The sequence below is a fragment of the Shinella sp. 20P9.1.1 genome (genome assembly GCF_057798995.1).
In genome coordinates, this window is the sequence record NZ_JBYOLC010000019.1 from 22309 (window position 1) to 48606 (window position 26298).

20 protein-coding genes are annotated in these 26298 nt (G+C 64.2%); 6 read left to right on the top strand and 14 right to left on the bottom strand.

What is annotated here, in order from left to right:
• The first annotated feature begins 55 nt into the window (after window positions 1–55).
• Window positions 56–343: a hypothetical protein gene (locus tag AC27VQ_RS23785; protein WP_313532575.1), complete on the top strand. Its 288-nt coding sequence runs from the start codon at window positions 56–58 to the stop codon at window positions 341–343.
• Between the two features lie 418 nt (window positions 344–761).
• Here the strand turns inward: AC27VQ_RS23785 and AC27VQ_RS23790 are convergent, their stop codons facing one another.
• A complete protein-coding gene (locus AC27VQ_RS23790) occupies window positions 762–2105 on the bottom strand; it encodes a glycoside hydrolase family 140 protein (protein ID WP_488718262.1) in 1344 nt (447 codons plus the stop codon).
• 30 nt (window positions 2106–2135) lie between these two features.
• Window positions 2136–3335 carry a glycosyltransferase family 4 protein gene (locus AC27VQ_RS23795; RefSeq protein WP_488718263.1) on the bottom strand — a complete coding sequence of 400 codons (1200 nt, stop codon included), beginning with the start codon at window positions 3333–3335 and terminating at the stop codon, window positions 2136–2138.
• A 218-nt stretch (window positions 3336–3553) separates the two neighbouring features.
• Between AC27VQ_RS23795 and AC27VQ_RS23800 the strand changes: the two genes are divergently transcribed.
• The 3 genes from AC27VQ_RS23800 to AC27VQ_RS23810 all read left to right on the top strand — a co-directional run bounded on the left by AC27VQ_RS23800 (window position 3554) and on the right by AC27VQ_RS23810 (window position 7352).
• Entirely contained in the window at window positions 3554–4789 is a 1236-nt protein-coding gene (locus tag AC27VQ_RS23800; RefSeq protein ID WP_488718264.1) for a polysaccharide pyruvyl transferase family protein, read from the top strand.
• Between the two features lie 112 nt (window positions 4790–4901).
• The gene (locus AC27VQ_RS23805; protein WP_488718265.1) at window positions 4902–6377 is read left to right on the top strand and encodes an oligosaccharide flippase family protein; all 1476 of its coding nucleotides are present in this window, start codon (window positions 4902–4904) and stop codon (window positions 6375–6377) included.
• 3 nt (window positions 6378–6380) lie between these two features.
• Entirely contained in the window at window positions 6381–7352 is a 972-nt protein-coding gene (locus tag AC27VQ_RS23810; RefSeq protein WP_488718266.1) for a glycosyltransferase family 2 protein, read from the top strand.
• Window positions 7353–7355: 3 nt separating this feature from the next.
• Here AC27VQ_RS23810 and AC27VQ_RS23815 read toward each other — a convergent pair whose 3' ends face one another.
• The 6 genes from AC27VQ_RS23815 to AC27VQ_RS23840 all read right to left on the bottom strand — a co-directional run bounded on the left by AC27VQ_RS23815 (window position 7356) and on the right by AC27VQ_RS23840 (window position 13789).
• Window positions 7356–8600, bottom strand: coding sequence for a polysaccharide biosynthesis/export family protein (locus AC27VQ_RS23815; RefSeq protein WP_488718267.1), 1245 nt, complete (start codon window positions 8598–8600; stop codon window positions 7356–7358).
• A gap of 12 nt (window positions 8601–8612) precedes the next feature.
• Complete coding sequence (locus tag AC27VQ_RS23820) at window positions 8613–10136, bottom strand: GumC family protein (RefSeq protein WP_488718268.1); 1524 nt, start codon at window positions 10134–10136, stop codon at window positions 8613–8615.
• A 27-nt stretch (window positions 10137–10163) separates the two neighbouring features.
• Entirely contained in the window at window positions 10164–10967 is an 804-nt protein-coding gene (locus tag AC27VQ_RS23825) for a helix-turn-helix transcriptional regulator (RefSeq protein ID WP_488718269.1), read from the bottom strand.
• Between the two features lie 67 nt (window positions 10968–11034).
• Window positions 11035–11688: a PIG-L deacetylase family protein gene (locus tag AC27VQ_RS23830; protein ID WP_488718270.1), complete on the bottom strand. Its 654-nt coding sequence runs from the start codon at window positions 11686–11688 to the stop codon at window positions 11035–11037.
• Complete coding sequence (locus AC27VQ_RS23835) at window positions 11685–12497, bottom strand: glucose-1-phosphate cytidylyltransferase (RefSeq protein ID WP_488718271.1); 813 nt, start codon at window positions 12495–12497, stop codon at window positions 11685–11687. Before AC27VQ_RS23835 ends, AC27VQ_RS23830 begins: the two co-directional genes overlap by 4 nt.
• A complete protein-coding gene (locus AC27VQ_RS23840; protein WP_421590706.1) occupies window positions 12494–13789 on the bottom strand; it encodes a methyltransferase domain-containing protein in 1296 nt (431 codons plus the stop codon). Before AC27VQ_RS23840 ends, AC27VQ_RS23835 begins: the two co-directional genes overlap by 4 nt.
• Before the next feature lie 291 nt (window positions 13790–14080).
• On the opposite strand from AC27VQ_RS23840, the gene rfbC reads away from it, so the two are divergent.
• Complete coding sequence (rfbC, locus tag AC27VQ_RS23845; protein WP_421590704.1) at window positions 14081–14626, top strand: dTDP-4-dehydrorhamnose 3,5-epimerase; 546 nt, start codon at window positions 14081–14083, stop codon at window positions 14624–14626.
• Here the strand turns inward: rfbC and AC27VQ_RS23850 are convergent.
• The 4 genes from AC27VQ_RS23850 to AC27VQ_RS23865 form a co-directional block, all read right to left on the bottom strand.
• Window positions 14617–15936: a DUF4910 domain-containing protein gene (locus AC27VQ_RS23850; protein WP_488718272.1), complete on the bottom strand. Its 1320-nt coding sequence runs from the start codon at window positions 15934–15936 to the stop codon at window positions 14617–14619. The two genes, rfbC and AC27VQ_RS23850, sit on opposite strands and share 10 nt — an antisense overlap.
• A 9-nt stretch (window positions 15937–15945) precedes the next feature.
• Window positions 15946–17016 carry an NAD-dependent epimerase/dehydratase family protein gene (locus tag AC27VQ_RS23855; RefSeq protein WP_488718273.1) on the bottom strand — a complete coding sequence of 357 codons (1071 nt, stop codon included), beginning with the start codon at window positions 17014–17016 and terminating at the stop codon, window positions 15946–15948.
• Window positions 17017–17146: 130 nt separating this feature from the next.
• Window positions 17147–18523, bottom strand: a complete 1377-nt coding sequence (locus AC27VQ_RS23860; RefSeq protein ID WP_488718274.1) for a glutamate-1-semialdehyde 2,1-aminomutase — start codon at window positions 18521–18523, stop codon at window positions 17147–17149.
• Between the two features lie 104 nt (window positions 18524–18627).
• Window positions 18628–19251: a LuxR C-terminal-related transcriptional regulator gene (locus tag AC27VQ_RS23865; protein WP_488718275.1), complete on the bottom strand. Its 624-nt coding sequence runs from the start codon at window positions 19249–19251 to the stop codon at window positions 18628–18630.
• 429 nt (window positions 19252–19680) lie between these two features.
• Between AC27VQ_RS23865 and AC27VQ_RS23870 the strand changes: the two genes are divergently transcribed.
• Entirely contained in the window at window positions 19681–24000 is a 4320-nt protein-coding gene (locus AC27VQ_RS23870) for a chemotaxis protein CheB (RefSeq protein ID WP_488718276.1), read from the top strand.
• On the opposite strand, the gene AC27VQ_RS23875 is transcribed toward AC27VQ_RS23870, so the two are convergent.
• A complete protein-coding gene (locus AC27VQ_RS23875) occupies window positions 23991–24980 on the bottom strand; it encodes a GDP-L-fucose synthase family protein (protein WP_421590697.1) in 990 nt (329 codons plus the stop codon). The genes AC27VQ_RS23870 and AC27VQ_RS23875 overlap by 10 nt on opposite strands.
• Window positions 24964–26034, bottom strand: coding sequence for a GDP-mannose 4,6-dehydratase (gene gmd, locus AC27VQ_RS23880; RefSeq protein ID WP_488718277.1), 1071 nt, complete (start codon window positions 26032–26034; stop codon window positions 24964–24966). Before gmd ends, AC27VQ_RS23875 begins: the two co-directional genes overlap by 17 nt.
• Between the last annotated feature and the right edge of the window lie 264 nt (window positions 26035–26298).

Below are 26298 nucleotides of genomic sequence, written 5' to 3' on the forward strand. Positions count from 1 at the left end.
CAGAACCCGGCAGATCGCTTGTTCCAGGTTCGGCTCAAATTGGAAATCAACGGAAATGACCGAAAGAACCACAGAAACCGAAATTACTTTCATGCACCCGTTCAACCTAAATTCCCTGGTTGAACCGCTGGAAGCCGGCACCTACCGTCTCGTCGTGGACGAGGAGTTGATCGAAGGCCTGAGCTTCGCGTCTTACCGGCGAGTGGGTACCCACCTTGAGATTCCCGCAATCGCGGTGAAGATTGCCAAGCGGCAGTTCTTGCAGGTGTCGGCGGCGGAAATTGATGAGGCATTGGCGCGCGATGTTGAAATCCCGAAGTCCGGCGCACCCGCCACCCCATAAATCGCCGGCCGTTATGACGGCGAACTCTTTCACCAGATGCCAGCCGCTCCAGCAACCCAGTCGCCAAACAGGCGCTCCGCCACGAACACTCGAGATCGACATCTGCTAGGGCGACTGCTCTGCGATGACAGGGGCCGCAGCCTGCTACTTTCCGAGACGCAGAACCACGGTTGTCTTTATCGTTATTACGCGTCGCCCCCTAACGAGGCAGACGTCAAGGGCATCCGGTAGCGGCTATCTTCAAACACGATCGAGCCGATCATTAAACAGCAGCTTCACGGCCTTCTGAACGACAAACTGCAACTATACACGGTGGTGCGAGTATCGTTGTGATGCAAAGCCACTCCTTCTCTTACATCGAAGACCGAGCGAACAGACGGCAGAAACTTTCTTTAAAAATGCAGGGCAGACGAATACTCTATTCGCTCCGCGACCGCTTTCCCGCCCGCAAAACTACAAGCCAATCTTCAACATCCGACGCATTCGACAATGCAGGAACCACCACTCGTCGCAAATCGGCTTCGGGCTCCGACCGTAGCTTAGCTCCGGTCGAGGGATCGTACCATTCGATGGTCCCAGCCGGTGCGGTAAGAACCGACGGATCAAGGTCGATCGCGGCGGCACCGTCGATGTAAGCGACCGCGAAGGTTCCGTCGCCCGCAACGGCCGTTATGGCGGTAGCGGATGCCGCACCTTCGACACGACGCACGAACCGCCCGTCGTCGGGCTTCAGCTTCCACCAGTCGAAGCGTGCGAACAGGCTCGCCATATGGCCGATGCTCTCAGCCCCCCGGCTGGCAAGCGCCTCACGCCACCCCGCGGGCGTGTCGTAGAGCGCGGGCCCGCCGAAATGCCAGACAGGATTGTTGCCGAAGACCTGGCCGCTCGCGCCCGACAGGAGGGCGCCATAGGCGATCTTGCGGATCTCGGCCGCCTCCACCCCATGCTCGCCTTCGTAGCGCGCTTCGATCAGGAAGAAGGGCCGATGCGGGCCGGCGCGGTAGCGTGCCTGCACGGCGGTGGCGACGTCCTCGTAGGTATAGACCGTATCGAGCGCGAGCCATCCGGCACCGGGCCAATAGGCGGCGGTCGCCGTGTCGCGGTTGCCGTGCACAGTCTGCATCGCACCGGGAGCGCCCTCCGCGATGCCCGCTGCCAGAGCCTCAACCAGCGCGCGGTCCGGCGGGTCATAGTCGCCGCCCTGCACCCAGACGATGTTGGGAAAGCGGGCATAGCGTTTGCCGACATAGCGCCCGTAGGCGCGCAGCGCATCGGGACCGGCGGCCGCCATCTCACCATACCAGCCCTGCGATCCGCCATTCGCGCCGGCATAGGCGGGCGCCAGCAGGACCAGCATGCCGGCCCGGAATGCGGCGTCGAGCACATGTTCGGCATCGGAGAAATAGCGGTCGTTCGGTTGCGTAAAATCGCCGGGCACCAGGAACGGGGGGATATCAGCGGCATTGTTCGGCGCGTTGCGGGCGAATTCATGCTCGATCAGCGAGACCAGGATGGTGTTGAAGCCGCGCGCCTTGCGATCGGCGATGTAGAGATCCGCATCTTCCGCCGGCAGGTCCGAGATCAGCGACCAGGCCGCATCGCCGGTGATGAGGAAGGGCTTTCCGGCCGCGTCCTCCAGATAGGTGCCTGCGGCGGCGATGCGCAGCGGAAAGCGTACCTCGGCGCTGGCGGGCGCGGCAGGGCCGGCCAGCAAGGCAAGCAGCACGAGGCAGAGCCGCATGGAAAAGGCAATGGTTCGCATCGTATCCGCTCCTTTGGCCGGCACCGCGGTTCAAAGCCGCTCCCGAACGCCCCGCAGCCAATTCTTCAGGGGCCGTGGCAGGAAGGTGCGCAGGCCGGCCCGCAGGCCGCGCGGCATCGACCAACCGTCCAGCGCAAGGGGGGCCGCGAGCGGCGGCGGGTTTGCCGCGATATCGCGCAGCACCGCAGCATACTGCGCCGCCATGCGCTCCACCGTGAAGGCACCCGCGACCTTGCGGCGCGCGCCGAGCGAAAGGCCGTGAAGCTGCGCGCGGTCCTTGTCCAGGGCGCGGACGATGGCGGCGGCCCTCGCCGTGTCGCCGACCGGAAAGAGCAGCCCGTCGCGTCCATTCTCCACGATCATATCCGTGACGCCGCGAAGCGCCGAGGCGACAGGCACGCATCCGGCGGCCATGGCCTCCACCAGTGCCATCGGCAGGCCCTCGTAACGGGACGGCATGAGGAAGATGTCGTGGGCCGCCAGCAACGCTGGCACGGCATCCGCCGCGACGGCCCCGGCATAGACGACGCGCGGCGTCACCCCCGGCATGGCGGCCTTCAGCCGCTTGAGATCCGGTCCGTCTCCGGCGATCGTCAATGTCGACGACGCAGGCAGCCGCTTCAGGATATCGGGCAGCCACAGGACCCCTTTCGAGGCATCCTCGATCCGCCCGAGGAACAAGAGGCGAAGCCCTTGCCCGACCGGCCGCGGCGGCCGGTCGGTTGCGGGAAAGGCCTCCAGGGAAACGGCGTTCGCAATGACGAAGGTGCGCCCGGCGGGGAAATGATGGCGTTTTACGAGGTCGTCGCGGCAGCGCTGCGAGACGCAGACCGTCGCATGCACATAGGGCCGGATCGCCGCCGCCGCCGCATAGGTTCCCGGCGTGATGTTGTGCACGACCATAAGGCGCAGGAGATAGGGGGGAAGATAGCGCACGATATTGGTCTGCACACGGTCGCTGAGCACGTTGACGACGACGCCGTCGAAGCCGCCGGCCAGGATTGCCCGCTCCATCAGGCGGGCGGTGCTCTTGCCATCGTCCGAAGCGGTTGCCTCGACGAGCGTGCCGAACGCGGCTTCCCGCTCCATTCCGGCGGGAAGGCCTTGCCCGGCGGGCGTCAGGCCGAGCCAGCAAAGCTCGATGCCATCAGGCGCCAGGCCGGCGCGCAGGTGCCGGAACACGGTATAGGTGCCGCCGAGATGCGGCAGGACGAAATAGGCGATCTTCATGGGCGGCCCTCTGCCTCCCTTGTCCAACCGGATGCGCCGTCGCGGAAGCTGGGCCTTGGAGGGCGCAAGCGGCCCTTCGCAGGAGGCGGTCGGTTCCCTACCGCTTTCGGCGGATGCCTGGTCGCCGAATATCCGCGTTTTCCGCACCGCGTCACGGCGCGATAGTGCGGCCGCTTTGGCAATCCCTTCAGATCCCAATCGACAGCGGTGGACATTCCATGAAGATCGCCTTGCTCGGGCAGTTCGGGTCCGGAAACTCGGGAAATGACGGCTCGCTGGAAGCGATGCTCGTCTTCCTGCGCCGTGCGTGCCCCGATGCGGCCCTGCTGTGCATCTGCTCCAATCCCGTGGCGATCGGCGAGCGCTTCGCGCTTGAGGTGACCGGCCTTCGCGGCGCGGCCTTCGTCCACCCGTTTCTGCGCTGGTTCGATGGGAGGCTAGGGCGGATCCATGGGCGGCTCGCCAGCCTCGTGTCGATCCTGCGGGTGCTCGGCGGCGTGGACGTGATGGTCATCCCCGGGACGGGCATCCTCGACGACTTCCAGGAAACGCCGTTCGGCTGGCCGTTCATCATCTATTGGTGGTGCCTTGCCGCGCGGCTGCGCGGCGCCCGCATCGCCTTCGTCAGCATCGGCGCCGGCCCGATCCGTGGCGCGCTCAGCCGATGGTTCCTCACATCCGCGGCGCGAATGGCCAGCTACCGCTCCTACCGCGACGACTTTTCCCTCCGGTACGTCCAGGGTCTGGGCATCGATACCGCTTCGGACCACCGCTTCCCCGACCTCGCCTTCGGATTGCGCGAGCCCGTCCGCTCCGACGACAAGCTGCGCCGGCAAAAACCCGCGACGATCGGCATCGGCGTCATGCGCTATCGGGGTTGGGAGCGCGACCATGCGAACGGCGACGATATATACCGCACCTATGTGGACAAGATCGCGGCGATCGCCCGCCGGCTGCTCGACGACGGACATGACGTGCGCCTCTTCATGGGCGATACATCCGACGAGCAGGCTCTTGACGACATCCTTGCCGCCCTCCTGGAAAACGGGGCCCACGGCCACCTTTCGGTTGCCCGCACCATCTCGCTGCATGCGGTCATGGATGAGATCCTGAAGGTCGATCTCGCCATCGTCTCGCGCTTTCACAACCTGCTCTGCACCCTCAAGCTCGACCGGCCGGCGCTGTCGCTCGGCTATGCGGAAAAGAACGACGAACTCATGACCGAATTCGGCCGGGCCGATTTCTGCCACCACATCGAGAGCTTCGACGCCGGGCAAGTCCTGCTGCAGGTGGACACCGTGCTCGCCGACCTTGCCGCCGCCGAAAACGCAATTGCCCGGCGCAACGCGGCGATCCGCTCGGAGCTTGTCCGGCAGCAGGATCTGCTTCTCGCACAGGTGCTGGTCGCTCGCCGCGCGAAAACCCTACCCCTTGCACAGGATGCCCTACGCTGAATGGACAAGTGGCCACCGTCCCCCATGCGCCTATCCTCGTTGCAACCGGCGGAGTGAAGCCCATGCCCCAGAAACCAGAAGCCCCCAGCCCTTTCCGGAAAGCGTGAGCAGCATGGTCCGACGCGCTTATGTTATGGCATCGCTGGAGCAGTATTTCGCGCTCCTCATCAATTTCACGGTGCTGGTGATCATGGCCCGCATCCTGACGCCGGGCGAAATCGGCGAGGCGGTGACGGGTCTGGCAATCGCCGTCGTCGCCTTCTCCGCCCGCGAATTCGTCACGCCGGAATTCCTCATCCAGCGCAACACCGTCGATGCCGAGGCGCTGCGCACCGCGCTGACGCTTCAGGTCGCCGTCAGCGCGGTGATCGCGGCCGCCCTCGTCGCCCTGTCGGGCCTCGTCGCCCGCTTCTATGCCGCGCCGGACCTCTCCTTCTTCCTTTTGCTCGCAGCGGCGGCGGGGCTCGCCGAGTCCCTCGCCCAGCCCGTCATCGCCCTGCTCCGGCGCGAGATGGGTTTTGGCGCACTCGCCTGCATCCGCACGGCGGTTTCGCTGACGACCGCGCTTGCCACGATCGCGCTCGCCATCCTCGGCTTCGGTCCCGTCAGTTTCGCATGGGGCATGCTTGCGGGGTCGCTCACGCTCGCGGTGCTGGCCGTTGCCTGTTCGCCGTTCCCCGCAGCGGCGATCTTCCGCCCCGGCCTTGCGCGCTGGCGCGAGGTGCTGGCCTTCGGCCTGTTCAAGGGGGCCGCACTCGTGGTGGAGCGCATCCACGAGACCGTGCCGCAGCTGATCCTCGGCCGCATCGCCTCGATGACATCGGTCGCGCTCTACAACCGATCGAATGCCCTGTGCGGCATACCCGACCGCATCATCATGTCGGCCTTCCACAGCATGGCCTTTCCGGCGCTGGCAAGCCGCGTGCGGGAGGGGCGCGACATCGAGAAGACCTATCTCGGCGTGCTCGCCTATCTGTCGGTTCTTTACTGGCCGGGTGCGGCGCTGATCTCGCTTCTCGCGCCGTCGATCGTGGGCATCGTGCTCGGCCCGCAATGGGCGCAGGCCGTGCCGGTCGTGCGCATTCTGGCGCTTGCCGCCGTCTTCTGGCTGCCCGTCATCGTGACGGGGCCGCTTCTCCTGGCGCTCGGCCGGAACCGGGACGCGTTCCTCGCAAGCCTTGTCTCGCGCTGCTTTGCCGCCGGCATCCTTTGCGCCGCCAGCCTCTACGGTGTGATGGCAATGGCGCTCAGCCAGTTCGTCTCGCTTCCCCTCCAGATGCTGGTCGCGCTCGTCTTCGTGCATCGCCACGTTCGCTTTTCCCTGCTTGGCCTTCTCACGGCGCTGATGCCGAGCGCCGTCGTCACCGGTTTCTCGCTGGCAGGGCCGGTCGTGCTGCTGGCACTGCCCGGACATCCAGACGCGGGCCTGCCTGGCTTTTGCGCCGCGATCCTCCTTGCCGGCGTCGGCTGGCTGATCGGGCTGCTCGCCACGCGCCACCCGTTCCTCGTCGAACTGCATATCCTGCTCGCCGCCGGCCGCGACCATGCCCGCCGCCTGCGCCGGTTTCTCGTTGCATCGGGAGCCTGAGCCATGCCGAGCGTCGATGTCGTCATTCCGAACTACAATTACGGTCGCTATCTCGAAGCCTGTGTGAAAAGCGTGCTCTCGCAGGACATGCACGATGTACGCGTCCTGATCGTCGACAATGCCTCGACGGACGACAGCGTCGCGGTCGCCGAGCGGCTTGCCTTTTGCGACCCGCGGGTGGAGCTGCTGCTGCGGTCGGAAAATCTCGGACCGCATGCCTCCTTCAATGCGGGGATCGACTGGGCGCGGGCCGATTACTTTCTCCTGCTCTTCGCCGACGATTTCCTGGTGCCGGGCGCGCTGCGCCGGGCGACATCCGTCATGGAACGGGACCGCGGCATCGCCTTCTCCTACGGCCGCGACGTGGCGATCCGGGGCGACGTGCCGATCCCCGACATCGAAGCGCAGCCCGGAGACCCGCCGGTCACGCTGATGACGGGGCGGGCCTTCATCGAGCGTTTCTGCCGCCTCGGCGTCTTCCAGATTCCCGGACCGTCCATCGTCGTGCGCACGAGCGTGCAGAAACGCGCCGGCCACTATCGGCCGGCCCTGCCGCACAGCGATGACTACGAACTCTGGCTGCGGCTTGCCCTGCACGGAACCGTCGCTGAACTGGATTGCATCCAGGCCGGCATCCGCTCCCACGACGCGAACCGGTCGACGGACCTGTGGGCGCACCAGATCCTGCACATCCGCCATACGGCGGATGCGGCCGAGAGTTTCTTCTACCATGAGGGACGGTGGCTCGACGGGGCGGAGACGTTGCGCCGCCGCGCCCGGCGCGGCATTGCCGAGCGCGCCTACTGGTCGGCGGTGTCACATGCGCTGCGGGGAAACAGGCAGGCGTGGAAGCTGCTGATGCTCGCCTTCCGCATGGCGCCGGCCACCGCCGTGCTGCCGCCGCTCGGCTATCTGCTGCACCGGCCCGATACGGTGCCGCGCATGCGCTCCCTTCTCTCCAAGGTCCTGCGATAGACCTCAGCGCGCTGCAACGTCGCCTTCATCAAGGACAAGGCTCACCCGCAGGATGTCGCCGGCGCGCACCGGGTCGGTCTGGCCGACCGTGACTTCGCTGTACTTTCCATCCATCATCCGCACGGCGGAGAAGCGGTAGGCCGCCTGTCGCGTTCCGTCCTTCTTATCAAAGGCGATGCCAGCCTCGGCCATCGCCTGCAGGCTGTAGGTCATCTTGCGGCGAAGACGCAGGATATCGATGTTCAATTCGCGAAGCTCCGCCGCCACCTCGCCGCGGCGCTGCCCGCGCAGCGACTTGAGACGGCCATCGATCACCGTCAGGTTCTGTCGGGCGCGGGCGAGGAAGGAGCCGAATTCCAGCACGTCGCGGTTGGTCGCCGATATCTCCCGCTGCTTGTCACGCAGCTGCGTCTTCGGCGTCAAACCGCGCTCCACCATGCTCTGGGCGAGCTTCACGTCCTCGTCCAGCAAGGTGAGTTCGCCATCGCGCAGCTTGCCGCTCTTCTCCAGCGTGTCGATTTCGTCGAGATAGCCGACCTTCTGCTGCTCCAGGCTTTTGAGCTCGGCGTCGAGCGTCGCGCGGCGAAGCTCGAACAGCGTGCGCTCGGCGTCCACGACCTGGCGGACGATGCGCGGGTCCGGGGTGCCGATCTCCTCACTCGGCAGATAGGTGAAGGGCTGGCCGTTCAGCTCCGCCTCGAGGCGAACCCGTTTCACGTCCTGCCCGAGAAGCTGCACGCCGAGATCGGCATAATCCTGCCGCAGTCCGGCAAGCCGCACGCCGGCATTGTCGCCCTGCGCCAGCACCTCCTTCTGCCCGCCGCCCAGCGCGAAAAGCTCGAGCGCGATCATGCCGGGACGGAACTCGTAGCGCCCGGGCTTCTGGACTTCGCCCACGACGAAGACCGGCGCATAGGCTTCCACGACGACCGCGACCGACAGGTTGGCGATATGCTCCTTCAGCCCGGCATCGATGGCTTGTCGAACCTCGTCGACGCCCTTGCCTGTTACGGCGACGTTGCCGAGCAGCGGATAGCCGATCGTACCGTCCGTGCCGATGGGAAAGGACCCGCTCAATCCCGGATCGCCATAGACCGTGACGCGCAACACGTCGCCGCTGGCCACCGTGTAGCCCTGGTTCTGGGCGCTTGCCGGCGCAACCGAAGCCGCCAGGAGCAGGAGGCAGGCAAAAACGGCTGGGCGTAGAATACGCCGTTGGGCCAGATGATTGGCTTGGATGCGTGCCATGGTGCTTTTACCTTACATCCCGACGATAGAGGGCCTGTCGACAGGCGTTTCCATACGTTTCCTGACCTCGGACGCCGGGCCGGGATAGTCGGCGATGAAGGGACGACGTTCCGGCATTCCAAGATCGTGCGGGACGACGGCACGGCTTTCGCCCGGATGGGGACGGCGCTGGAAGCTGGCGCGCAATTCGAGAAGCAGCGCCGCAACCGCACCGGCCGCGAGGCCGAACACCAGCCCGCCTATGAGCCAGGCGGAGGCGCTTGGGCTGGATGGCGATCCGGACGGCACCGCGCGCGAGATGATGCGCGCCTCCGCCATCGCGATGCCGTCCTGCTCGATCGTCTGCTTGTAGCGCGTGAGATAGCTCTCGTAGATCGCCCGGTTTGCACTGGCCTCGCGGTCGAGCTGGTCGGCCTGCACGATCGCCTCGTTGGCGTTCGACATCTCCGCCTGCAACTGTTTCAAGCTCGCCTCGAGACCGGTCTTCTGGCGTCGCGTGATCTCGATTTCCGTGCGCAGGCTATCGACGATCTGTTCTACCTCCGCGCCGATCTGCGCCTGGATCGTCTCCAGCTGCGAGGTCAGTTCCGGAATTTGCGGGTTCTTGACCGCGCCGCTTTCGCTGATCGCGGCAAGCTGGCGCTTGAGACGGGCTTCCTCGGTACGCAACTGCTGGATCGCCGCTGAATTCAGCACCTCCGGAAGGGCAAGGCCGGTTTTTCCATCCGACATGTCGACGGCCGTCGCGAGACGCGCGACCGATCCCGCAAGCTGGGCCCTCAGCCGTGCCAGCTCGGTGTTCAGGCCGGCGATCTGCTGGGACAGCAGGGTCGTGCCGTTCGACTTGGCGATACCGGAGTTCTCGCGGAACAAAGTCGCCGCATGTTCCGAGCGCTCCAGTTCGCTGCGCAGGCTGACGAGGCGCGTTCCGAGCCAGTCGCTGACCCGCCGCGTCGCCGTCGTCTGCACATCGACCTGATAGTTGATATAGGCCTCAGCATAGGCATTGGCGACCGCGGCGGTAAATTCGGGCTCCATGCCGCTGAAGGCGACATAGATCGTGTAGGAACGGCCGTCATTGGTGACGCGGACGCCAGAGATGAGGCTGTCGAGAAGGACACGCCGATCGGTGCCGGCACGGTTCATACGGTCGGACAGCGCCGCCTGGCCGGCCCCGTTTTCCGTCGTCAGGCCAAAACCCTTGGCGGCATCGATACCCTCCGCCTGCAGATCGGCCAGAACCCTCTCGGCCATGGAGCGGGAGCTGATGATATCGACCTCGGTGCGCAGCACCGGGCTTTCCTGCGGCAGCGGCGAAACGACGGATTCCGTCGGCAAGGCCTGGAACTTGCGCATGTCCAGTGCCAGCACCGCCTCGGCACCGTAGCGCGACGGCTGGTCGAGATAGCCGATGGCCGCAATCGCTACACCCGCGACAAGACAGGCCAGAATGGGCCACCGGCGTTCGACAATGACGGTAAGGACCCGGGGAAGGACGAACTCCTCCGGGGCGGCCGGTTTCTCTGACCAGATCATGACTGAATTCCTGTTGTGGGAGCCGGGTCACGCCCGGCTGTTCTGATAGATCTCGTCGGACATGATCTCGCTGACCTTGCAGGCGACCTCCGTGCGGTTGGTCGCGCCGAGCTTCTTCATGATGTTGCGGATGTGAACCTTCACCGTGCTTTCACAGAGGTTGAGTTCGCGGGCGATGATCTTGTTCGCCTTGCCGCGGCGCAGCGCCTCGGCGACCGCGGCCTGGCGCACCGTGAACGCGGATCGGCCGCAGACCTTTTGCGGATAGCTGCCGAGAAGGCCGCGCATCGCAAGCACGCTGCTGGCCGGCACGAACTGCCCGCCGGCAATGGCAAGCCCGATCGCCTCGATGCAGATATCGATATCGACGGAACTTGGGATGAAGCCGTGGACGCCGAGGTCGATGACCTCGAGAACATGGTCGAGCGTTTGGTTGTCGGACAGCACCACCACCGGCACCGGCTCCAGCGTCGTCAGGAGCTGCGTGATTTCATCCCTGAGATCGGGCTCGGAGACATTCCTGCTGCCGATGTTGACGAGGCTGGCGCGAAGGGTGCCGAGGTTGGCCTTGCCCTGCTGCCAGGCGGCAAGCCCTGAAAAGGTGAAGACGCTGATACCGATGCGATGCGAATGCAGGCTGTTGGCGAGACATTCCCGGTCGAGATTCCGCTTGTCGAAGATCGCGACATAGTCGCTTGCGGCATATTGCTGAGGCTGCTGCCGGTCGATGTACTCCCTGGACTCGGCGCGCGGGTCGCTGGCGACCGAATTCCTTGTCCGGAAAATATCGATCGACTCTTCGTTGAAATCCGCTTCGTCGTCTCTCGCCATGGTACCCCTCACTAATTTCCTGGTCAGAATTACGAGTCTGGGTCTGCGTCGATCCGTGCTGTCTGCCCTATGCGAGGGCCATCTTGCGCACCGTGAAAGCCTCCGCGAAAAGCGAGGGCGATCGGCACTCCATGCCGCGCATGCGGGCTAATCCCCGGAAGACATCCGCGTGGAACCAGTCCTTGGACCGTTGCGTCGCAAAATGCTCCATGAGCAGATCGATCTTGCGATCGATGACACCCGGGGGCAGAGGCACGTAGGCATTGCGCTCCGTGATGTCTCCATCCCATTTCGGGATTTCATATTCTAGGACGAAGTGGTCCCGGAATATATTCGTTGTGAGCTTATTGAGCTCCCGATGATCCTGATGGGCATCGCGGCGGCTGTGGGTGAAAATGACGTCCGGCTCGACCCTATCACGCAATGCCAGCATGAAAGTCTTTATCTCCCGGCTCTGGCTGGGAAAGTAGCTGTCCTCGAAGCCGCAGACCTCTACGGTGGTGGAAGCCGCGCCTGCGAGGAAAGCGGCGGCAGCCTGGCGCGTCTCGGCAGCCCGCTCCTGGGACGCGCTCATAACGCACCAATGGACCTCCAGTTCCACGCCGGCCGCGATCAGGCCAAGGATCGTGCCGCCCGCGCCGATCTCGATATCGTCGGCATGCGCGCCGAGGCAGAGGATCCGCAACCGATGCCCGGCGGAAGCAAGGGGCAGCGTCTTCATGGCCGGCCGACCCTGCGCAGCCTGGATATGCGCTCTCCCTCCGTCTGGCGGACCCACGGCATCTCGCCGCGCTCGACCATTTCCTCCAGCATCTGCCAGTCGCGCAGCGTGTCCATGGAGCGCCAGAAGCCCTCGTGCTTGTAGGCCATCAGCATGTCGTCCTTGATCAGCCGCTCGAAGGGTTCGAGCACCAGCTCCTCGCCCTCGAGCATGTAGTCGAAGATCTCGTTGCGCATCAGGAAATAGCCGCCGTTGATCCAGATCTCCGACGTGTCCGACGAGCGGAATTCCCGCACCCGTCCCGCATCGTCGATATCGGCGAGGTGATAGGTGAGCGGCGGCCGGACCGCGAGGAAACAGGCGAGCTTGCCGCTCGCCTCGAAGCGGGCGACCATGTCGTCGAGGTCGACGTCGGTCAGGCCGTCGCTGTAATTGGCCAGGAAGATGCGCTCCCCCCGCACCTGTTCCCGCACGGCCCACAGCCGTTCGCCGATATTGCGCCAGATGCCGGTATCGATCAGCGCGATGCGCCAATGCTCCTGCGCCTCGCCGAGCAGCTCGACCCGCCCCTCGCCGGAGACGATGCAATCCGAGAACGTCTGCGGCCGGCAGTTCAGGAAGAAGTCCTTGATGACATTGGCCTTGTAGCCAAGGCAGAGCGTGAAGTCGTCGTGGCCGTAGGAGGCGTAGTACTGCATGACATGCCGCAGGATCGGCTGCGCGCCGAGCGGGATCATGGGCTTGGGCACGGCTTCCGAATATTCGCGGATGCGCGTTCCCCGCCCGCCGCAGAAGAGCACGACCTTCATGACAAATCCTCCAGCGGATCGAGGATGGCGACCTCGGGAATGGGAACGACGAACTTGGCACCCCATTCGCCGACATGGCGCATCTGGGCGACGATCTCGGCCTTGAGGTTCCAGGGCAGGATCAGGATGTAATCCGGCCGGTGGCGATCGATCGCCTCGACGGGCAGGATTGGAATGTGCATGCCCGGCGTGAACCGGCCGTGCTTGTAGGGATTGCGGTCGACGGTGAAATCGAGGAAATCCGTGCCGATCCCGCAATAGTTCAAAAGCGTGTTGCCCTTGCCGGGCGCGCCGTAGCCGCAGATGCTCGCCCCCCTCTCCTTCACGCTGATGAGGAAATAGAGGAGGTTGCGCTTGGCTTGGCGGGCGCGCGCGGCAAACGACGTATAGGCCTCCACGCCATGCAGACCGGACCGGCGTTCCCGTTCCAGGAGCGCCGCGACATCAGGGCTGATCACGCCCGAGCGGCCGGCATGGCCGAGATAGACACGCAGCGACCCGCCGTGGGTCGGCAGTTCCTCGACGTCGAAGATCTCCAGGCCGTGCAGCCGGGCGGCGACCTGCACCGTGAACAGGGAAAAATACGAGAAGTGCTCGTGGTAGATGGTATCGAACTGGTTCTGCGCGATCAGCGTCGCGACATGGGGGAACTCCAGCGTCACGACACCCTCGGGCTTGAGGATGCGCTTCATGCCGCCGACGAAATCATTGAGGTCGGGGACCTGCGCCAGCACGTTGTTGGCGACGATCAGGTCGGCCTTCTGGCCGGCTGCCGCCATGTCGCCGGCAATTCGCTTGCCGAAGAAGGCGGTCTTCGTCGGGATGTTGCGGGCAATCGCCACCTCGGCGACATTGATCGCCGGCTCGATACCGAGCACGGGAATTCCCCGCGCCACAAAATGCTGCAGGAGATAGCCGTCATTGCTGGCGATCTCGACCACGAAGCTGTGTGCGTGGAGGGCAAAGCGATCGATCATGCGGTCGCAATAGCGCTCCGCATGCGCCACCCAGCTCGTGGAGTAGGAGGAGAAGTAGGCATACTCCTCAAAGATGCTCTCCCGGCTGACATATTCCTCCAGCTGCACCAGCAAACATTCCTCACACACGCGCACATGCAATGGATAATATGCCTCCATCAGGCCGAGTTCGCTTTCCTGGCGAAAGCTTTCGCACGGCGGCGACATGCCGAGATCGACGACGGTGTGCTTCAAGGTTCTGCCGCACAGCCGGCAGGCCGGCCTGAGCGACAGGCTGTGAGATTGCGAAAGTGAATGGCTGGCCTGAAAACTCATGGCAACGCCTCCAAGGAGATACTCGGTCCAGACCGAAGGAGGAGGCGATCGAAGATAGCCTATCCGTAAAGGGACCGTTTCTCGACGTGGGTGCCAGATTAGGCGCGGAATACGAAGCCTGCCATACTACTTTGCGAACACCGAACCTGTCCGAAAGGCGTAGCACTATGAAACGCGCGTAAGCGAACGTTCACCATCCTACCGCCCGGGCCTTTGCAATACGCCGGAAACCGCACTTGGCAGACGGGTTGCATCCGTCAGGATCGGGGGAAGGCAGGAAAGGACAAACCGATGCTGTTCAGCAGGACCGATCTCGACGGCGTGTGGCTGATCGAAGCGTCGCCGATAACAGACGAGCGGGGCTCCTTCGCCAGGACCTTCTGTATCGACGAAATGGAAGCGCTGGCCCTCGAACATCGTTTCGTCCAGCACAGCCTTTCCCGTTCGGTCAAGAAGCACACGCTTCGCGGCCTGCATTTCCAGCGCGCACCGCACCAGGAGGTCAAGCTGGTGTCCTGCCTGAAGGGGGCGATCTGGGACGTGGCCGTCGATCTGCGCCCGCAATCGCGCAGCTATTGCCGCTGGACGGCGGCGGAACTCAGCGCCGACAACATGCGCCAGCTCTATATTCCGGAAGGCTTCGCCCACGGCTTCCTGTCGCTGACTGAGGATGCCGTCGTCGGCTACCTCATATCCGCGCGTTACGAGCCGGCGGCCGCGGCCGGTGTGCGCCATGACGATCCCGCCCTTGCGATAGACTGGCCGGCAAAACCGGCCGTGATGTCGGAAAAGGATGGGAACTGGCCGCTCCTTGCGGAATCCGACCATTATGCCTGAGCGTCACCCAGCAGCCCGCACTCCTCAAGCCGCGTGGCGGCGGCGGCAATAGCCGAGAACGGCAAACCAGAGCGGCAGGCGATATCGAGCAGGGAATGGCTACCGTCGGCAAGGTTCAGCACCCAGAGATAGGCCATGGTGATATCGGGCGTCGTCTTGTGGCCGCCCGTCGCCGAATAGAGCGCCCGCCGCCCGAGCTGCGGCTCCCCCTTCGGCGAGAGATTTAAGGGTACCCGGTCGGTTTCAATTACATCGATGATGTCCATGATCATGCGAAAGGAGGAGGCAAGATGCTCCGGCCGCACGAAATCGAGATTATCCGCCGAGGTATGGTATTCGGGAAAGGTTCCGAAGGCGCTGCGCTGGAGCAGGCCGACCGGCAGGTCGAAGCCCGGCGAGCAGAATTGCCGCTCGTCATAGCCGAAGGGGCTGAAATCGAGCATCGTCACCGTCCGGCCGTCACACCGCACGGCCTCCATGGCTCGGTCGATCATCGCATTACCGCGGCGGCTGCGCTTATAGACCGGTCCGCCGCCGTCGCCGACGCAGGAGACGACGAGGCCGTGATCGATGCGCGAAAGCCGCTCTTCGTTGCCGGCAAGCCAGCAGAGCGCGCCGATCGTGCCCGGCGCGAAGAGGAAACGGTAGCCGAACCGGTTGCGGCGCCGGCCAAGCGCCCTGGCGACGAGCGCGAGCACCGCAAGGCCGGAGCAATTGTCGTTGGCGAGCGACGGGTGGCAGATATGGGCGGTCAGCAGCACCTCGCGCTCGGTTTCTCCCGGCAGGAAGGCCTCGCCATAGCTGAGCGCGCCGGCGGCGAGCGTGGTGTCGATGAAGACGTCGTAGTCCCCTTCCTCCAGTGCCAGATAGTCGCGATGCGTCATGCAGATGCCCCAGCTCCGGCTGTAGTAGCTGGTCCGGTAGGGAATGAGGTCCGGCTGGTCCGGCAGCGTATGGATATGGCTGCGAAGCTCGGAAAGCGGCATGCGGCGCGCCACCGGCTCGCTGTAGCCGACGAGATGCAGGTTGGATACGGCAAGATCGACCACGACCTTGCCATTCGCCGCGCGGACATAGGCGTCGCGCACCGTCCACTCCTGCGGCACCGTCCAGTCGAAGACCTCCGTGCCCGTAGGCACCTCGCGGACCGCGAGGTCGATATGATCCGACAGGATCGCGAGCGTGCGGCGCACGCCCTCGCCCGTGATGCTGCGGCCGATCGGAAAGAGCCGGGAGACGAGCGCATGGAGTTCGTCGCCGATATCGGCCGCGCCGTCCACCGATGGGGAAATCCGGGCCGCCTCGTTCATTGCCATCCCTCAGGCGCGCGCCGCCAGCATGTCCGCCGGGGCCTTGGCCACCGGCCGCCACCTGAGGTGCCGGTCGATCGTGTTGCTGGCGAGAAGCGCGCGAATATGGCCGATGCGCTGATAGCGCGGGCCTTCGAATTCCTGAAGCGTGAGGCCGGCGCCGCGATAGGCGTCATGGAGCTGCTCGGCCCCGGCCAACACGTCCCATTTCGGGCGGAAGGCCGGGAGGGTCCGCGCGATCTTGCCGAAATCGACGCGGTAGGAGCGCGAATCCGGCCCGGCCTCGCTGGCATATTCCAGCCGGCAGCCCGGTACGGTACGCGCCACCACGTCGGCGATGTCGCGGACCTGATAGTTGTGTTCCGTCCTGCCGACATTGAACGCTTCGGCAAAGACTGCTTCCGCGGGCGCTTCGAGGGCTGCCAGGAAGGCGCCGGAAATATCCTCGACATGGACGATCGGCCGCCAGGGCGTGCCGTCCGACTTCAAGAGGATGACGCCCCGCGTGACAGCCCAGGCGACAAGATTGTTCAGCACGATGTCGAAGCGCAGCATAGGCGACAGGCCGTAGGCCGTCGCTGGCCGCAGAAATACCGGGCAGAAGCCGGCATCCGCAAGCCCGGCAATATCGGCCTCCGCCATCACCTTGGAGCGGCCATAAGCCGACACGGGATTGAGCGGCGCGTTCTCGGCAACGAGGTCCTCACCGGCGAGACCGTAGTTACTGCAGGAGGAGGCGAAGAGGAAGCGAGCGACGCCCGCCTCCTTGGCCGCCCGCGCGACGCGCACGCTGCCCTTGTGGTTGATGTCGTAGGTGACGTCGGGATCGAGATTGCTCAGCGGGTCGTTCGACAGCGCCGCGAGATGGATGACGGCATCGAAGCCTTCGAGATCCTGGGGCGTGATGTCCCTGACATCTTTCAGGATTGAGGGAACCTCGGTCATCGGCCCGCCCGGCGCATAGGCGCAGCGCCGATAAAGCTTGCTGTCGTAACCGTGCACCTCATGCCCAGCCCGAAGGAGGATCGGCACCATCACGGCGCCGATATAACCCTGGTGTCCCGTCACAAGCACCTTCATGTCCGCATCTCCCGGCTTCGTTGCTGAAAGAGATGCTACGGCGCGGCAGGGCGGACCACGATTGACGACAAAGACGGCGGCACTTACCCGAAAGGCGTATCGACAGCCCGCCCTACCGCTTTCGGACAGGTCAGGCGGTCTTCGCCTTCGCCACCGGCTCGCCGGTGCAAGGCTCGGGCGCGGTGTTGTAGCGGCGGAAGACGACGCCGGAGGGGCGTCCGACCAGGTAGGTCTCGATGCCGTGGTCGAGGGCGAGGCGATAGACGCCGAGCGCGCCGTCGAAAGCTTCCACTGTCTGGTCGATCTCGTCGTTGCCGTGCGTGTAGCTCACCACCAGCGACGGCGCGAGCACGCCACGTCGGATGGTTTCCTGCAACAGGAGCGTCCGGAACGCCTGCGAGGGCAAGCCGGTCCTGTCCTTGGTGAAATAGGACAGGCAGGCGGGATGGCCGGTGACACCGACGAAGCGCTGGAGGCCGTGCCGGGCAATCGCCTGCTCGATGCCGGCCTTGAGCCTCAGTCCCTGAGTACGAAGATGCGGGATCACCGGCTCCTGCGCATAGACATGCATGGTCGCGATCGCCGCCGCCATCGCATGGGTTTCAGCGCCGTGGGTGGTCGACAATAGGAAGACGCGCGGCCTCTCGGTCTGTTCGATGCCGCCGAGCGCCATGAATTCGCGCTTGCCGGCGAGCGCCGAGATGGCGAAGCCGTTGCCGAGCGCCTTGCCGAAGCAGGAGAGATCCGGCCGCAGCCCGTAATAGTCCTGCGCGCCGCCGCGCGCCCAGCGGAAGCCGGTGATCATCTCGTCGAGAATGAACAGCGCGCCGTTACGGTGGCAAAGCGCCTGCAGATCCTGCAGATAGCCCTCTGCCGGCTCGTCGCCGCGCGAGGCCTCGAGAATGAGGGCGGCGATCCTGCCCGGATGACGGGCGAACAGATCGCGCGCGTCGTCGAGGTCGTTGTAGCGGAAGCCGAGCGTCAGGTCGCGGACGGCCTCGGGAATGCCCGCATTCATCTCGGTCGTGCCAATGAACCAGTCGTCGGTAGAAAAAAACGGATGATCCCGGCAGCGCGCGACAAGGTCCCTGCCCGTCGCCGCCCGCGCAAGACGCACCGCCGCCGAGGTCGCATCCGAGCCGTCCTTGCAGAACTTGACCATGTCGGCGCCCGGAACCATCTGCAGGAAGGTCGCGGCGCATTCGATCTCGATGCGCGCGGGCCGCGTGAAGTTGCAGCCGAATTCCAGCTGGCGCGCCACGGCCTCCACGACATGACGATAGGCGTGGCCGAGACCGACCGCACGGTTGCCCATGCCGTATTCGATATAGGCATTGCCGTCGACGTCCCACACGTGACAGCCGTAGCCGTTGACGATGAAGCCCGGCGACAGGACCGGATACTGGTCGTCGCCCTTGGCATAGGTATGCGCGCCGCCCGGGATGATCTGGTGCGCGCGCCGGCGAAGCCGGTCCGAATTCTCGAAGTCCTGAATGAAGGCGTCCATCGCAATCTCCTCTGCGTTCCGGCCCTTTCGGGCACTATCGGCCCCTCCGCGGCAGGCGCATCGGCGCTCTTGGTGGATGGGGTACGACCGATAGGCGTAGGGGGTCAGTCGTAGAGGTCGTTGAGCTTGAAGATCACTTCCGTCCGGTTGCGGACCTTGAGCTTCTTCATGATGTTGCGGATGTGAACCTTGACCGTGCTCTCGCGCAGGTCGAGCTCGTAAGCGATGATCTTGTTGGCCTTGCCGAGCTTGAGCATCGCGATGACGTCCTCTTCGCGGCAGGTGAAGATTTCGGCCCGCTTGCGCTCCTGCTGGTCGGCGGCCGATATCAGCCTGCGCAGTTCGGGCAAGCTCTCGGTGGAGATGAAAACGCCGCCCGAAAGTGCAAGCGAGATCGCCTTCACGCAGACTGAAATGCCCACGGCCGAGGGAATGAACCCTCTGACGCCGAGATCGAGCGCCGTCATGACCTGTCGCAGGTCATGGTTGTCGGAAAGGATGATGACCGGCAGATCCGGGAACCGCGAAACGAGCATGCGGAGGTCGTTTTCGATGCGCGGCTCGGTGCAGTCGCGGCTGCCGACATTGATCAGCACGCCGCTCGATGCCTCGGCATATTTCGACATCCAGGCTTCGATGGAGTTGAAGAGCACGATCGTCATGTCGAGACCGTGCGAGACAAGACTTTGGGAAAGACACTCGCGATCAAGTGTCCGTTCGTCGATCATGTCCAGTATCCGCGTATTTGCCAAAGCAGACTTTGCCGGATTGACGGGCTTGAAAGCTGGCAGCCGCGCGATCCCGTTCAAGACCCTCCCGCGGCTCAACCCGTTTATTCCTCTGACCTCGACCACAGCAGGAGCCCCTAGAATTAACGGTTAACAACAGGAAACCTTATTTCCGTCACAACGAATAATTCCGCATAAAATACTTCACATCGTGGTGTCGTTTGTAGAGATGTCCAAAACAACAGCCATTTTTTTATCGATACTTTTTTGCAATCGTAAATCTATATCAAAAAATTTGCCCGCGAACAGACTCGGAAAATACGTACAGCCGAGGGTATGCAATCATGACAGGGATGCCTATACTGTGCCAGAACCCGCACATGCATATTGACCGCTCAAAATGTGTGCAGAATCCCTGAGATTGCATCCATGACTTCGAGCCATCCCTTTTCGCGCGCTTCGTCGGGTTTTGATAATAGCTCCGGCAGCGCTGTCGGTCGCGTCATTGCGATCGGCGCGTCGGCAGGCGGGCTCGATGCCTGCCGCGCCCTTCTCGAGGCCATGCCGTCGGGCGGCGGCAACATTTTCATCCTCGTCCAGCATCTCGATCCTGTTCATGAGAGCCTGCTGGCCGAACTCCTCTCCAGCCACACGACCATGACGGTCGTGCAGGCCGAGGACGGCCGACGACTGGAGCCGGATCACCTCTTCATCATTCCGCCCGGCTGCTACATCGCGGTGCAGGACGACACGATCCGCCTCACCGTGCCGCCCGTCCGCCATGGCATGCGCATGCCCTATGATTTCCTCCTGAGCTCGCTCGCCGCGGAGTACGGCGCGCGCGCGACGGCCGTCGTCTTGTCCGGCACCGGGACCGATGGAAGCATCGGCATCCGGCTTATCCGCGAGGCGGGCGGCCGGGTCTATGTGCAGGATCCCGATGAAGCCGACTATGACGGGATGCCAAAGAGCGCGATCGATTCAGGAATGGCCGAACATGTCATGCCGCTCGCGGCCATCGCGCAGGCCCTGCACAGGCCGCCGTCCGCAACTGGCGATGCCGGCCCGCTCTCGAAACAGGCGATCGTGGACAGGATCCTGACCATGCTGCGCGTATCGGCAGGCAAGGATTTCGCCCTCTACAAGCAGGGAACCCTCCATCGCCGGCTGGAACGGCGTATGGCCATGGCCGGCATCGCCTCCTCCGACACGGGCCGCTATCTCAGCTTTCTCGAGGAAAATCCGCTGGAACTGTCTCAGCTTGCGGCAGATATCCTGATCAACGTCACGAACTTCTTCCGCGACCCCGAGGTCTTCGAGCGGTTGCGCACGAAAATCGTGCCGGACCTCGTCGCGAACCATCCGTCCGGGCGCACGCTGCGCTTGTGGGTCGCGGGATGCAGCACCGGCGAGGAAGCCTATTCGTTGGGCATGCTCGTCCAGGAATGTATTTCGCAAACCAGGCGCGATATCCGGATGCAGATCTTCGCATCCGATGCGGATGAGGAAGCGGTCGCGTTTGCGCGCGACGGCGTCTATCCGCTGACGATCAAGACGGACGTGTTGCCCGAGCGACTACAACGCTTCTTCACCCAGGAAGAGCACGGCTACCGGATTGCCTCGGAGCTTCGGTCGTCGATCATCTTCGCGGTCCAGAACGTGCTCGGCGATCCGCCCTTCTCCAATATCGATCTCATCTCGTGCCGCAACCTCCTGATCTACCTCGGGCCGGAGGCGCAGGCGAAGGTCATCGGGCTTTTCCATTTCGCTCTCAACGACAACGGTATCCTGCTGCTGGGCAATACGGAAACGGTGGGAGCGGCAACCAACCGCTTCGACGTGATCGACAAGTCCGCGCGAATCTTCCGCCGCAAGGGCCAGCGCGGCCGCTACGGCTTTGCCGTCAATGCATCGGAAAATGTCCGGGTGCCGGCGCAGCAAGGGCAAGTCCCAGGACGCCAGGCCGCGCTCGCCGAGCTCAGCCGCCGGACGATCCTGGACGGCTACGCCCCGGCCACGGTGCTGATCAACCGGAAATACGAATATCTTTATTCGCTCGGTCCCGTGCAGCGCTACCTGCGCATCGCGCCCGGCTATCCGACGCAGGACCTCTTCACGATGACGCCGCGCAGCGTGCACACCAAGCTCCGCTCGGCGCTCCACCGCGCCCAGCAGGAGAAGGTCCGCACCGTGGCGATCGGTCTCTACCACGATGCAGCCGATACCCTGTCGCGCTACGAGATCGCGGTGCAGCCGGTCACGAGCGAAGGCGAGGAGCTGTTTCTCGTCAGCTTCCTCGACGTCGCCCAGCCCACCCAAGCGGGCGATCCCCCGGAGCCCAGCCAGGACGACCGGTCGGGCACGCTGGAGCGGGAGTTGGCAGCCACCCGCACGGAACTCCAGGCCGCCATCCGGGACCTGGAGAATGCAGCGGAAGAGCAAAAGACGATCAATGCGGAGACGCTGTCACTCAACGAGGAATATCAATCCGCCAACGAGGAGCTGCTGACCTCCAAGGAAGAGCTTCAATCGCTGAACGAGGAGCTGACCGCGCTCAACGCCCAGCTTCAGGAGGCGCTGGAACGTCAGCGCGCGACGGCGAACGATCTCGAGAACGTGCTGTACAGCACCGATGTCGCCACGATCTTCCTCGATCCGGGATTGAACATCCGCTATTTCACACCGGCGACCCGCTCGATCTTCAACGTCATCATGGGCGATATCGGCAGGCCGCTGGCGGACCTCAATGCGCGCGTGCCCGATCCGACGCTGCTCGGCGACGCCGCCGCCGTCCTGAAAGGCAGCACCACCAAGGAGCGGGAAGTCAGGACCGGGAACGGCACCTGGTACATGCGCCGCGTCATGCCCTACCGAACCCAGGAGGGCGGCACGGAGGGCGTGGTCATCACCTTTGCCGACGTGTCCACCCAGCACCGTGCCCATGAAGCGCTCGACCGGGCGAAACGGGCAGCCGAACGCGCCAATGCCGCAAAATCCCGCTTCCTCGCCACGGCAAGCCACGATCTGCGCCAGCCCCTGCAATCGCTGGTGCTGCTCCAGGGCCTGCTGGAGAAATCGGTGGACGGCGAGAAGCCCCAGAAGCTGGTCAGGAGCTTCCGCGATACGCTCGGCTCGATGTCCGAAATGCTCAATGCCCTCCTCGATATCAACCAGATAGAGGCGGGCACGGTCTATCCGCGCATCGTGACGTGCAAAGTCAATGATGTGCTGCAACGCCTGAACGACGAGTTCGGCTACAGCGCCTTGGAGAAAGGCCTTTCTCTCCGCTTCGTGCCGTCCAGTCTGCTGGTGCGGACCGATCCGAGCCTTCTGGAACAGATGGTTCGAAACCTTCTGGCGAATGCGCTCAAATACACGCGAGAAGGCAAGATCCTGCTCGGCTGCCGACGGCACAAGGATGCGCTCACCATCGAGGTCTGGGATAGTGGCGTCGGCATCGCAACCCACGAACTCCAGGCTATTTTCGACGAATACCATCAAGCGACCAATGACGGGGCCGAGGCCGAACTCGGCCTTGGCCTCGGCCTGTCCATCGTCAAACGCCTCAGCGCATTGCTCGGACACCGGATCCAGGTCCGCTCGGTCCCCGGCAAAGGTTCGGTTTTCTCGATCCATGTGGCGCTTGGCAAGGAGGATCCTCAGCAGGACCGGGCGCCGATCGAGAAAAACCCGGAGGTGGCGCCAGTGCGCGGCACCGTGCTCGTCGTGGAGGACGACCAGAAGATCCGCAACCTGATCGAGATCGCGCTGCGTGACGAACAGCATCTGGTCTATGCCGCGGACAATGGCACGGCCGCGATCGACCTAGTGTCCGGCGGCGGCGTGGTCCCCACGCTCATCCTCGCCGACTACAACCTCCCAAATGACACCAACGGCATCGATGTCACCAGGGAGCTTCGCGCGATCCTCGGTCGCAACATCCCCGCGATCATCCTGACGGGCGACATCACAGCGGAGACGCTGCGCATCCTCTCGGCCGAGGATTGCCTGCACATACCCAAGCCCGTGAGCCTCGCCGATCTCTTGAGGGCAATCCAGCTCCTGCTGCACACCAGCAAGATCGAGCCTGAAGGCGCGCGCCAGGAGCCGCAGGCATTGCTATCCGCCGAGCCGGCGATCTTCATCATCGACGACGACCCCGCGATCCGCGAAGCCTTGCAGGAGACCTTCGAGGCCGACGGGCGCCGGGTGCAGGCGTTTTCCGACGGTGAGACCTTTCTCGCCACCTTTGACGACACCTCACTCGGATGCCTCGTCATGGACGTCAAGTTGCCGGGAATAAGCGGCCTGGACGTGCTGCTAACCCTGCGCAGACGCGGGGTCAGGCTGCCCATCGTCATGATCACGGGCGCCGGCGATGTCGCGACGGCCGTCCTGGCGATGAAGGCGGGCGCATCCGATTTCATCGAGAAACCGATCGGGCCGTCCGATCTGCTGGCGAGCGTTTCGAACGCGCTGGCGCGCAACCATAACACGGGCATGCAGGACACGCGGCAGCGGGAGGCAAGGGCGCGGCTGGCGCGCCTGACGGGACGCCAGCGGGAAATCCTCGACCGTGTTCTTGCCGGCCAGCCCAGCAAGGTGATCGCGCAGGATCTTGATGTCAGCCAACGCACGGTAGAAGCGCATCGGGCCGCGATCATGCGGCGGATGCAGGTCGGCTCCCTGCCGGCGCTCGCGCGGCTGGTGGTGCTGGCGGAAAGCGATCAAGCAGACGTTCAGGGATAATCCTGCTGCCCGGTCGGCTTGCGGTCGCTATCCCGCCAGCGATGATACAGGTCCCGGATTCCCGTGCGAAGCTCGGTCTCGTGCGACCACCCGAGTGCGCGCAGACGGGAACTGTCCAAGAGCTTGCGGGGCGTGCCGTCCGGCTTGAAGGCGTCAAAGACGATATGGCCGCGAAAATCGACGATATCGGCGATCAGGAAGGCGAGCTCGCCGATGGAGATCTCCTCCCCCGAGCCGACATTGATCGGTTTGGGGCTCTCATATTCCTTCATCAGGAACACGCAGGCGTCGGCAAGATCATCGACATGCAGGAATTCCCGTTTCGGCGTGCCCGTTCCCCAGACGACGACGCTGTCGCGATGCGTGACCCTTGCATCATGCATCTTGCGGATCAGGGCCGGGATGACATGGGAATGGTCTAGGTCGAAATTGTCGTTCTGCCCGTAGAGGTTCGTCGGCATGACGGAGATGAAGCGGCAACCGTGCTGCTCCGCATAGGCGGCGGCGAGCTTGATCCCGGCGATTTTGGCGAGCGCGTAGGCTTCGTTGGTCGGCTCCAGGCTGCCCGTCAGCAGGGCGTCCTCATGGATGGGCTGGTCGGCATGCTTGGGATAGATGCAGCTCGATCCCAGGCACATCAGCTTCTCGACACCGAGTTCCGACGCGGTCTTGATGACATTGACGAGGATCAGCATGTTTTCGGACAGGAATTCCGCCGGATAGCGCGCATTCGCTCCGATGCCGCCGACCCGCGCGGCGGCGATGAAGATCGCCTCCGGCCGCGCCTTGCGCATCCAGTTTTCCGTATCGAACTGGCGCGTCAGATCCACCTCCCCGTGCGATATCGTCTGTATGTCACAACGCTCCCGTTTCAGCCGGCGCAGCAGCGCCGAACCGACCATGCCCGAATGTCCGGCGACCCAGACGCGCTTGCCGCGCAGGTCGTACGATATCGTGGCCTTTTCAGCCGTGGAGATCATTGCGGCCTTCCTCCCTCGTGATGACGCGCAGGTCCGATTCCACCATTTCCGAGATGAGGTCCTCGAAGGATACGGTCTGGCGCCAGCCGAGCCGGTCCCGCGCCTTGCGCGCGTCGCCCAGCAGAATGTCCACCTCCGCCGGTCGGAAATAGCGCGGATCGATCTGGATCAGCGCGCGGCCGCTCTTGCGCTCGTAGCCGATCTCGTCGACGCCCGTACCGTCCCATTCGATGGACTTGCCGACGACCTCGAAGGCGCGCTCGACGAATTCCCGGACGGTATGGGCCTCGCCCGTGGCGAGCACATAGTCGTCCGGCACCTCCTGCTGGAGGATCCGCCACATGCCCTCGACATAATCGCGCGCATGCCCCCAGTCGCGCCGGGCGTCGAGATTGCCGAGATAGAGCTTGTCCTGAAGTCCCCATTCGATCGCCGCGACGGCCCGCGTGATCTTGCGCGTGACGAAGGTTTCCCCCCGCCGCGGGCTTTCGTGGTTGAAGAGGATGCCGTTGGAGGCGTGGAAGCCGTAGGCCTCGCGATAGTTGACCGTCATCCAGTAGGCATAGAGCTTGGCGGCGGCGTAGGGGCTGCGCGGATGGAAGGGCGTTTCCTCCCGCTGCGGCGTCTCGCCGATGCCGCCGAACAGTTCCGAGGTCGACGCCTGGTAGAAACGGCAGCGATCGCCCACCTTCAGGAGACGCATAGCCTCCAGCAGTCGCAACGTGCCGAGCGCGTCGGTATTGGCGGTATATTCCGGCGTCTCGAAGCTCACCTGCACATGGCTCTGGGCGCCGAGATTGTAGATCTCGTCCGGGCAGACCTCCTGGATCACCCGGCAGAGGTTCGTGCCATCCGTCAAGTCGCCGAAATGCATGTGGAACCGCACATCCGGCGAACGCGGATCGACATAGAGGTGGTCGACGCGGGCGGTGTTGAAGGATGACGAGCGCCGCTTGAGGCCATGCACCCGGTATCCCTTGGCGAGCAGCAGCTCCGTCAGGTAGGAGCCATCCTGGCCCGTCACGCCGATGATCAAGGCAGTTTTCTCAGACATGGGTCCGCTTTCGCACGAGGAGACGCCGGGCACGACGCTTCGTACCCCGTCGGCCCGAGAGTTAGCGATGGGAGGAGCCGACCGGCAAGGTGGCCGTTCGGGGGACGGGAGGCGATCCGCCGCCGGCCGGCTGGGCGACGCCGTCGTCCCCTACGCCGAAGGTCCATGCCGTTCGGGCGGAAGGCGTAGGCAGGGTGGTGAGGCGGCATTCCTCCTAGCGCCTTTGGAGAGCTTGCCGCCCGCCCGCCGGCTGGCAGGATCGCA

Excerpts from the sequence above, each read along its gene's own strand:
- AC27VQ_RS23785 (WP_313532575.1), top strand. The coding sequence starts at position 56 with ATGACCGAAAGAACCACAGAAACCGAAATTACTTTCATGCACCCGTTC.
- AC27VQ_RS23790 (WP_488718262.1), bottom strand. The coding sequence starts at position 2,105 with ATGCGAACCATTGCCTTTTCCATGCGGCTCTGCCTCGTGCTGCTTGCC.
- AC27VQ_RS23795 (WP_488718263.1), bottom strand. The coding sequence starts at position 3,335 with ATGAAGATCGCCTATTTCGTCCTGCCGCATCTCGGCGGCACCTATACC.
- AC27VQ_RS23800 (WP_488718264.1), top strand. The coding sequence starts at position 3,554 with ATGAAGATCGCCTTGCTCGGGCAGTTCGGGTCCGGAAACTCGGGAAAT.
- AC27VQ_RS23805 (WP_488718265.1), top strand. The coding sequence starts at position 4,902 with ATGGTCCGACGCGCTTATGTTATGGCATCGCTGGAGCAGTATTTCGCG.
- AC27VQ_RS23810 (WP_488718266.1), top strand. The coding sequence starts at position 6,381 with ATGCCGAGCGTCGATGTCGTCATTCCGAACTACAATTACGGTCGCTAT.
- AC27VQ_RS23815 (WP_488718267.1), bottom strand. The coding sequence starts at position 8,600 with ATGGCACGCATCCAAGCCAATCATCTGGCCCAACGGCGTATTCTACGC.
- AC27VQ_RS23820 (WP_488718268.1), bottom strand. The coding sequence starts at position 10,136 with ATGATCTGGTCAGAGAAACCGGCCGCCCCGGAGGAGTTCGTCCTTCCC.
- AC27VQ_RS23825 (WP_488718269.1), bottom strand. The coding sequence starts at position 10,967 with ATGGCGAGAGACGACGAAGCGGATTTCAACGAAGAGTCGATCGATATT.
- AC27VQ_RS23830 (WP_488718270.1), bottom strand. The coding sequence starts at position 11,688 with ATGAAGACGCTGCCCCTTGCTTCCGCCGGGCATCGGTTGCGGATCCTC.
- AC27VQ_RS23835 (WP_488718271.1), bottom strand. The coding sequence starts at position 12,497 with ATGAAGGTCGTGCTCTTCTGCGGCGGGCGGGGAACGCGCATCCGCGAA.
- AC27VQ_RS23840 (WP_421590706.1), bottom strand. The coding sequence starts at position 13,789 with ATGAGTTTTCAGGCCAGCCATTCACTTTCGCAATCTCACAGCCTGTCG.
- rfbC (WP_421590704.1), top strand. The coding sequence starts at position 14,081 with ATGCTGTTCAGCAGGACCGATCTCGACGGCGTGTGGCTGATCGAAGCG.
- AC27VQ_RS23850 (WP_488718272.1), bottom strand. The coding sequence starts at position 15,936 with ATGAACGAGGCGGCCCGGATTTCCCCATCGGTGGACGGCGCGGCCGAT.
- AC27VQ_RS23855 (WP_488718273.1), bottom strand. The coding sequence starts at position 17,016 with ATGAAGGTGCTTGTGACGGGACACCAGGGTTATATCGGCGCCGTGATG.
- AC27VQ_RS23860 (WP_488718274.1), bottom strand. The coding sequence starts at position 18,523 with ATGGACGCCTTCATTCAGGACTTCGAGAATTCGGACCGGCTTCGCCGG.
- AC27VQ_RS23865 (WP_488718275.1), bottom strand. The coding sequence starts at position 19,251 with ATGATCGACGAACGGACACTTGATCGCGAGTGTCTTTCCCAAAGTCTT.
- AC27VQ_RS23870 (WP_488718276.1), top strand. The coding sequence starts at position 19,681 with ATGACTTCGAGCCATCCCTTTTCGCGCGCTTCGTCGGGTTTTGATAAT.
- AC27VQ_RS23875 (WP_421590697.1), bottom strand. The coding sequence starts at position 24,980 with ATGATCTCCACGGCTGAAAAGGCCACGATATCGTACGACCTGCGCGGC.
- gmd (WP_488718277.1), bottom strand. The coding sequence starts at position 26,034 with ATGTCTGAGAAAACTGCCTTGATCATCGGCGTGACGGGCCAGGATGGC.